This window comes from Haladaptatus sp. (assembly GCF_049589095.1).
In the GTDB taxonomy this organism is placed as follows: Archaea; Halobacteriota; Halobacteria; order Halobacteriales; family Haladaptataceae; genus Haladaptatus.
Genome location: NZ_JBAWAC010000542.1, coordinates 1 through 7,372 on the forward strand (window position 1 = coordinate 1; position 7,372 = coordinate 7,372).

The following is a 7,372-nucleotide window of genomic DNA, read 5'->3' on the forward strand; positions in this document are numbered from 1 at the left end:
TTGATAACATGGGTGTCAACCGACGAGACTTTCTCAAAATGACGACCGCGGCCGGTGCTGGTGGTATGGCTGCGCTCGCCGGTTGTAGCGGGTCGAAAAGCGACGGAAGTGGTGGCGGGTCCGATAATGCGGGGGACAAATTACCGACGTACTCGTACCTCAACAACCCCGCGAACTACAACCCAGCACGCCACGATGCCATCAACCTGGTCGGCGACCAACTCAAAAAGGTGGGGCTGAACACGAACGTGCAGGTGTTCGAATGGGGGACGCTGTACACGAAGATCACGGAGGAGTTCAACTACTCCTTTGCGACGTGGTCGCGTGGTCTCGGAATCGACCCCGGTCGCCGGATGCCGGAGCAGTTCCACTCGTCGAACACGGGGAAGGGCCAGGGTAACTTCACCGGCTACACCAACAAGGACCTCGACCCGAAGCTGATGAAACAGCTTCAGATCAAGGACGAACAGAAGCGTATCGACATGCTGTTCGACATCCAGAAGACCCTCAACGAGGACGTCCCGATGCATCCCATCGTCCAGATGCCGAACATCGTGGCGTACAACTCGGACCAAGTCAGCGGCTGGACCGATCACATCGCCGGATACTTCCACTTCGAACCGATGACGAGCGTCGAGGTGAACAACAGCAAGAAGGAACTGCGCGGGTCGTGGGCCGAGACCCTGGGCACCTTGAGCGTCCTCGGATACAACAACGAGACGAAACTCATCCACCAGTTCGAGATGCTGTACGACAAACTCGTGCGTATCAACTCGAAACTGGAAGCCGACCCGGAACTCAGTCTGGCGACCGAGTGGGAACGTCCGGATACCAAGACGGTGAAGTACAAGATTCGGAAGGGGCACAAATGGCACGACGGGAAGAGCCTGACCCCGGACGACGTGAAGTTCACGCTCGACTACATCAAGAAACACGAAATCCCGCTCTACGCCACGCAGTGGGAGATGTACGACACGGTTTCGGTCGATGGGCAGTGGGTGACGGTGAAGTTCAAGGACCCGGTCGGCCCGGTCCACAAACTGTTCTCCAACCAGATTCCCATCATTCCGAAGCACAAGTGGGAGAGTCGGAGCAAACCGGCCAAAGCGACCATCAAGGAGCCGATCGGAAGCGGGCCGCTCCAGTTCGACTACTGGGACAAGGGGAGCGAACTGAGCCTGAAGAAGTTCGACGCCCACTGGCACCCGGTCAAATTCAACCGCCGTATCTGGCGTATCATCCCGGAGAGTTCGACCGTCTGGTCGCTGCTGAAGAAAGGGACGCTGAACTACCTGCCGTACACCCGCATCGGCAAACAGCTCAACGACAATCAGGACAAATCGAACATCGGCGTGAAATCCGCCCCCGGCGACGGATGGTGGCACTTCAGCCAGAACACGCGAAAGAAGGGGCTCGACGACAAGGCCGTCCGACAGGCCGCCGTCAACGCGATTCCGAAGAAGGCCATCAACCAGCAGATACTCTACGGTTTCGCGACGGAAGGGTGGAACCTCGTCGGGGAATCCTTCGGCAAGTTCAGCAACCCGGACGTGAAGAAATACCAACCGGCGGACGGCGTGAAAGCAGGAAAGAAGACCCTCAAAGACGCTGGCTACGTCTTCGATGGGGACGGGATGGCCCACTTCCCGAAATCGAAGTCGGAGTAACCGACGACACGACAGCCACAACACTTCACATAAATGGGAAAATTAGACTTCTTCATCAGACGCACGGTGCAGTTGGGGATAACGCTCTGGGCAGTCGCAACCGCGCTGTTCCTCCTGTTTCGACTCATGCCGGGCGACCCGACATCGTACATCATCTCGCCTGGGATGACGCCGGAGGTGAGACGGCGACTCATCCAGAGTTACGGGTTGAACGACCCGATGTGGATGCAGTACGTTCGATACATCCAGAACCTCGCCACGCTCAACCTCGGTCGTTCGTTCAAGACGCACGAGCGCGTCGTGAACATGCTCGTCACGTATCTCCCGAACACGCTCATCCTGATGCTGACCGCCTTCGTCGTGGCGTACATCATCGGCATCTCGCTGGGAGTGCTCACCGGTTGGTATCGTGGAAGCCGTTTCGAGAAGACGACGGTCGTCACCGCGCTCATCGGACGGAGCGTTCCCAGTTTCTGGATGGGTATCCTCGTCCTCTGGATATTCGGCGCCAAGTTGGGCGTCATCCCCATGAGCGGAATGACGAGTTTCGGGTCCGGACCCAAGCACTTCTGGGCGATGGTGTTCTCGCTCGACTTCCTCAAGCACATGGTCGCACCGGTCCTCGTGCTCGCGTTCTACTACATGGGTTACCCGCTGCTCATCATGCGCAACAGCATGCTGGAGACGCTCTCGGAGGACTTCATCGACCTCTGCCGTGCGAAGGGGTTGACGGAGCGCAAGATAATGTTCAACCACGCCGCCCGAAACGCCCTGCTTCCCGTCCTGACCGCGGCCGCCATCGCCATCGGCTACGCGGTCGGCGGCAGCGTCCTCATCGAGACGGTGTTCGGGTGGCCGGGCATCGGACGCGAGATGATCCGGGCCGTGCTCCGACGTGACTACCCGGTCGCACAGGGGACGTTCCTCGTCCTCGCACTCTCGGTCATCGTGATGAACTTCGTCGCCGACCTGCTGTACGGCGTTCTCGACCCACGGGTGACCTATGACTGAAGCGATGAACCAAGAGCGGGAGGCGTCGATATTCGCGGATATCGACGAGGAGAGCGAGGAGCAGTTCAGCGCGTGGCAGCGCAATCTCCGCCTCTGGAAGCGGACGATAACCGAGCAGTTCGACATGCTCACCGACGACCCGTTGGTCGTCGTCGCGATGTGTATCCTGGCGTTCTTCGCGCTCGTCGCCGTCTTCGCGCCGTACATCGCGCCGTACGGGCCGAAGGACCGACTGATGACGAACGCGCTGTTCGCCAAGTGGATCAAACCGTCGTTCCTCGGCGGTCAGGGCGGCTACATCCTCGGCACGACCGCGCAGGGGTACGACATCTTCAGCCAACTGGTGTACGGGGCACGCCCCGCCATCATGGTCGGTCTGGTGGCCGCCGTGATGACGGTCGGTCTCGGAACGCTCGTCGGACTGGTCAGCGGCTACTACGGCGGCCGCGTCGACGACCTCCTCATGCGCCTCGTGGACTTCGTCTACGGGCTACCGCTCCTCCCGACGGTCATCGTCCTCGTGACGGTGCTCGGGCCGGGGTTGGAGAACATCGTCCTCGCGTTCGTGCTCCTGCAGTGGCGCACGTCCGCCCGCGTCATCCGCGCGCTCGTCCTCTCGCTCCGCGAACGCTCGTTCGTCAAGGCGGCGAAGGTCTCCGGCGCGAGCAACTGGCGCATCATCTCGCGACACATCGCGCCGAACGTCCTTCCGATGGCGTTCCTGTACGGTGCCTTCGCCATCGCGTGGGCCATCCTCACCGAGGCCGGAGTGTCGTTTTTGGGACTCGGCGATCCGAACAGCGTCTCGTGGGGCATGATGCTCCAGAGCGCCCGCGTCTACAGCGCCATGACCGAAGGGACGTGGTGGTGGTTCGTGCCGCCGGGAGTCTGTATCGCCCTCGTGGTCATCAGCGGCTTCCTCATCGGCCGCGGCTACGAAGAAATCGTCAATCCGGAACTACAGGTGGAAGGATGAACGTATTCGAACGATTCACGCTCGCACGACTCGCGCTTGAACGGTTCATGCACGCACGATTCACACACCCAAAATTCATGTACGCGGACGAAACGGAGGCCCGCTGAATGGCACTGCTCGAAGTCGAAGACCTCGAAGTCTACTACGACAGCGCGGACGGTCCCGTTAAAGCCGTCGACGGCGTCAGTTTCGAGATCGAAGCCGGTGAGACCGTCGGCATCGTCGGCGAATCCGGCTGTGGGAAATCGACGCTCGCAAAGGCGCTCATCGGAATCCTTCCGAAGAACGGCTACATCAACAGCGGGAAGATCCTGTTCAAGGGCGAGGACTTGACCGACATGCCTGAAAAGCGACGTCGGGAACTCCGCTGGGACGAGATTTCGCTCATCGCCCAGTCGGCGATGAACGCGCTCGACCCCGTCTACACCATCCGCGAGCAGATTCTGGAGGCCATCGACGCCCACTACCCGAAGATGGGACGGACCGAGGCCCAGGAGATAATCGACGAATCGTTCGACATCGTCGGATTGGACCGCGAACGCCAGACCGACTACCCGCATCAGTTCTCGGGCGGGATGCGCCAGCGGGCGATGATCGCCATGTCGCTCGTGCTCCAACCGTCGCTCATCCTCGCGGACGAACCGACGACGGCGCTCGACGTGATAATGCAGGACCAGATTCTCAAGCGAATCAACGGGATTCAGCGCGAGAGCGACACTGCCATGATGGTCATCACGCACGACGTGGCCGTCGTCGCCGAGACCTGCGATCGCGTCGTCGTCATGTACGCGGGCGAACTCGCGGAGGAAGGTCCCGCCGAGTTCATCTTCGGCGAACCGTATCACCCGTACACGCTCGGACTGAAGAGCGCGTTTCCGGACATTCGGCTGTCGGAACAGGACCTCGTGAGCATCGGCGGCCATCCGCCGGATTTGAGCAACCCACCGAGCGGTTGTCGGTTCGCGGAGCGCTGTCCGCTGGCGACCGAAATCTGCACCCAGCAGGAACCGCCGATGGTCGAACACGGCGAACTACGGTCGTTCTGTCACCACACCGACCGCATCGACTCGGAACTGCGTTCCGTCGCCAGCAGCGCACGGACGTGGCAGAACGACGCGTCGATGGAGGCGGGCGATGACTGACACCGAGCAGGAGACGCTCGTTCGCGTCGAGGGGCTCGAAAAGGAATTCCCGGTCGGGAGCGGTCTCGTGACGGACCTACTGAACTCCATCCGCGGCGAAGAGGGCGATGCGGTGCACGCCATCGACGGCATCGATTTCGACCTCCGCGAGGGCGAGACGTTCGGCATCGCGGGCGAATCCGGCTGTGGCAAGACCACGACCGGGATGTGCCTGACGAAGCTGTACGAACCGACGGGCGGCAGTATCTACTACGACGGCGAGGACATCGCGGACAAGAGTGGGTCGGACCTCACGAACTTCCGGCAGAACGCCCAGATGATCTTTCAGGACCCGTTCGAGAGCCTGAATCCGCGCATGACGGTGTACGACACGGTGGTCGAACCGCTCCGGATTCACGATATCCCGAACCAGCGCGCGCGGGTCCGTCGGGCACTCGAATTCGCGGAACTGGAACCCGCCGAATCGTTCTTCGACCGCTACCCGCACGAACTGTCCGGCGGGCAACGGCAACGTCTCGCCATCGCTCGGGCGTTGGTCATCGACCCGGAGTTCATCGTCGCGGACGAACCGGTGTCGATGCTTGACGTGAGCCTGCGGGCGGGCGTGCTCTCCCTGCTGGAGCGCATGACCGACGAGTTCGGTCTCTCCGTGGTGTACATCAGCCACGACCTCTCGCTCCTGCGCCACATGTGCGACCGACTCGCCATCATGTACATGGGGAAAATCGTCGAGCAGGGTCCCACCGAGGAGATAATCACGAACCCAAAACACCCCTACACGCGGGCGCTCATCGACGCCGTCCCGGTTCCCGACCCCACGGCAGGCAGAGAGCGCGTCGAACTGCAGGGAGAGGTCGGCGACGCCATCAACGTCCCGTCCGGTTGCCGGTTCAAGAACCGTTGTGAGAAGTACATCGGCGGCGTTTGCGATGCGGTGCAACCACCGCTCGAACGGAAATCCGACGTCGAGGACGAACGTGAAGTCGCGTGCCACCTCTACGAGAGCGCGGAGGGCTTCGACCCGTACGCGGGGATAGAGGACGAGCGCGAGGACGCTGCCGAACCGGTGGAGTCGTCCGCCGACTGATTCAGGTCTCTTTTCCACACTGTCCCGGCCGAAGCGTACAGTACGGCGGCCGTCGTGGGCTGAACGGTCGGGGAACCGACGTGATTCAGCATGTCCGAGGATGGGGAACGGGAGAAATCGGAATCGAACGACGGACGACACGAGCGCCAGTTTCGTTTCGGCGGGTTGACGGTCGAACTCTCCGGGGTGTCAGCCGACATCGAGGAGGCGAGGGTCGGGCTGGAACCGATAGAACTGGATTCCTCGACTGCCGAATCAGGGGATGGGAGTTCGGAACGGGACGAGCGGCGGAACCGGCGCTCGACCGACCGGTCGAACGCGGGATACGGCGCGCGACTGGGAGCGTTTCTCGGCCGCGAAATCGGGTTGTTCCTCGGGCGAATCCTCGACCGCGGCGTGCGTGTACTGTGGAATCGGATCCGAGCGCGTCGAGGGAAGAACGGCACGGAAGGGAGGTCAGCCGAAATGGAGGGGCCGACGGACGACTCGACGGAGTTCGACGGCGAACTGCTCGCTCGGCTCGCACGCGTGACGAACCGCGACGGGATGGAATAACTACTGGCGGCGCTTTCGCCGGTTTTCCTCCGCCTCGGCTTCGAACCGCTCGGCGCGAATCTGGTCGGTTCGTTTCCGTCGCCACTCCCAGATTCCGGCCCCGATGACGACGATTCCTACCGCTGCACCCTGTACGGGAGACCCTTGAATCCAGAGGAACACGAAGACGACGACCGCGAAGAGTATCGAGATACCGAGGGTTATCTTCGCCCACCCGCGCTGTGGCCCTCGGAAACGGCGCATACTCCCTCCGTCGGATGGGAGGGACGTGAACGTTACGGGAACCGAGCGAAGAACTGGGAACGACGAACGGCGAAGGGAGCTACCGCGGACGGCGAATCTCGTCCCGAGTCGGGAACTCCCGCTCCAGCGCGGACAACAGAACGTCCGCCGTTTCGTCCGCGTCCTGCATGGAGATGGTTTCGACCGGGGAGTGGGTGTAGCGGCAGGGAACCGCGATTGCGCCGGCGTGGCGGCCGCCGCGGACCTGTTGGAGTTCGGTCGCGTCGGTCGTGCCGGTCAGCATCACGTCGTTTTGCACGTCCACGTCGACCGCGTCCGCCGCCTCGCAGAGCCACGTTCTCGTCTGGCGGTCCACGATGACGCCGCCGAAGAAGTACTCGGAGGACCCGTCCCCGAACTCGACGACTGGACCGCCGTCCAGCGTCGCCTCCGCGCCGTCCGTTCGCCCGGCGGGGTAGTCGTCAACCGGGAAGATTTCGAGCGCGATGCCGACGTCCGGGTCGAGGTTGTAGCCCGCCGTTCTCGCGCCGCGGAGGCCGACTTCCTCCTGCACCGTGGCGACGTAGTGAACCGTCGCGTCCACGTCCGCCTCGCGGGCGAGGGCGAGCAGGATGGCGAGCGCTATCCTGTCGTCCAGTGCCCGCCCGGCGACGCGGTCGTTTACGAGGCGGGAGACGCCGCCGTTCCACGA

8 protein-coding genes are annotated in these 7,372 nt (G+C 62.3%); 6 read left to right on the top strand and 2 right to left on the bottom strand.

The annotated features are described in order from the left end of the window. The 6 genes from WBV42_RS17115 to WBV42_RS17140 form a co-directional block, all read left to right on the top strand. Positions 1 to 1,667, top strand: a 1,667-nt coding sequence (locus WBV42_RS17115; protein ID WP_423987095.1) for an ABC transporter substrate-binding protein, incomplete at its 5' end; no start/stop codon positions are given. Positions 1,668 to 1,700: 33 nt separating this feature from the next. Further along, positions 1,701 to 2,678, top strand: a complete 978-nt coding sequence (locus WBV42_RS17120) for an ABC transporter permease (protein WP_423987096.1) — start codon at positions 1,701 to 1,703, stop codon at positions 2,676 to 2,678. Next, positions 2,671 to 3,654 carry an ABC transporter permease gene (locus WBV42_RS17125; RefSeq protein ID WP_253234404.1) on the top strand — a complete coding sequence of 328 codons (984 nt, stop codon included), beginning with the start codon at positions 2,671 to 2,673 and terminating at the stop codon, positions 3,652 to 3,654. Before WBV42_RS17120 ends, WBV42_RS17125 begins: the two co-directional genes overlap by 8 nt. A 107-nt stretch (positions 3,655 to 3,761) precedes the next feature. Then, a complete protein-coding gene (locus tag WBV42_RS17130) occupies positions 3,762 to 4,796 on the top strand; it encodes an ABC transporter ATP-binding protein (protein ID WP_423987097.1) in 1,035 nt (344 codons plus the stop codon). Continuing rightward, the gene (locus WBV42_RS17135) at positions 4,789 to 5,883 is read left to right on the top strand and encodes an ABC transporter ATP-binding protein (RefSeq protein WP_066148066.1); all 1,095 of its coding nucleotides are present in this window, start codon (positions 4,789 to 4,791) and stop codon (positions 5,881 to 5,883) included. The genes WBV42_RS17130 and WBV42_RS17135 overlap by 8 nt, the downstream gene beginning before the upstream one ends. 90 nt (positions 5,884 to 5,973) lie before the next feature. Further along, on the top strand, positions 5,974 to 6,438 hold the full coding sequence (locus tag WBV42_RS17140) for a hypothetical protein (protein ID WP_423987098.1): 465 nt from the start codon (positions 5,974 to 5,976) through the stop codon (positions 6,436 to 6,438). Here the strand turns inward: WBV42_RS17140 and WBV42_RS17145 are convergent, their stop codons facing one another. Both WBV42_RS17145 and WBV42_RS17150 read right to left on the bottom strand, forming a co-directional pair. Next, positions 6,439 to 6,681 (bottom strand): hypothetical protein, encoded by a 243-nt coding sequence (locus WBV42_RS17145; protein ID WP_423987099.1) that lies wholly within the window; start codon positions 6,679 to 6,681, stop codon positions 6,439 to 6,441. It abuts the gene before it with no gap. A gap of 79 nt (positions 6,682 to 6,760) precedes the next feature. After that, the coding region (locus WBV42_RS17150) for a M20/M25/M40 family metallo-hydrolase (RefSeq protein WP_423987100.1) at positions 6,761 to 7,372 on the bottom strand (612 nt) is incomplete at its 5' end.